Genomic DNA, 735 nt, shown 5'->3' on the forward strand with positions numbered 1-735 from the left:
ACCGCACACTGGCAGCCCATATAAAAAGAGAGCCAGAACGGTGATCTAACTGCGGCGATAGTGGGGTCAGGCCCCCGGCGCTTTAAAGCGGCACAGCGATGGGGGCCTGACCCCCAGTGCTTTAACGCGGTACAGTAGTGGGGGCCTGACCCCTGCTAATGTAGGGCGACCAGTTCTTTGATTTCATTGGTTGATAGTTCGGTGATCCAGTTGTCGCTTGAGATGATTTCGTCATTGAGCGCTTGTTTTTAGTCGAGCATGGCGTCAATTTTTTCTTCGAGCGTTCCGGTGCAGATCAGTTTATGGACATGTACGAACCGTTTTTGCCCGATCCGGTAGGCGCGGTCTGTTGCCTGGTTCTCGACAGCAGGGTTCCACCAGCGGTCGAAGTGGATAACATGGTTCGCCGCGGTCAAATTGAGTCCGGTTCCGCCCGCTTTCAAGGAAAGGATGAAAATCGGGAATTCTCCGTTCTGAAACCCTTTTCGAGCAGCTCCTTCATCATATTGCCCATGCCGATATACTGGGTGAAGATAAGGCAGCTTTCATCCTGCTCCCGCACGGCATCAACGAGCTCGGCCAGCTTCTCAAGCTTGCCCGAGCGTTTCGGGGCATCGACTATATCGGAGGGCTCCTCTTTTAAATAAAGGGCCGGATGATTGCAAAGCTGCTTCAATTTCCCAAGCATTTGCAGGATGATGCCTTTTCGTTCAAAAGCGGATAATTTCTCGATAT

Annotated in this window: 1 protein-coding gene and 1 pseudogene; both read right to left on the reverse strand. The window is 52.1% G+C overall.

Annotated features, from left to right (window positions below):
* Window positions 1–248: 248 nt before the first annotated feature.
* On the reverse strand, window positions 249–443 hold the full coding sequence (locus MXD58_RS31940; RefSeq protein ID WP_518478695.1) for a helicase-related protein: 195 nt from the start codon (window positions 441–443) through the stop codon (window positions 249–251).
* A pseudogene (locus tag MXD58_RS31945) lies at window positions 440–735 on the reverse strand (hypothetical protein); the annotation flags it as partial. The gene MXD58_RS31940 and the pseudogene MXD58_RS31945, both read right to left, overlap by 4 nt.

Origin of the sequence: Frankia sp. AgKG'84/4, assembly GCF_023242965.2 — a bacterium.
In the GTDB taxonomy this organism is placed as follows: Bacteria; Actinomycetota; Actinomycetes; order Frankiales; family Frankiaceae; genus Frankia.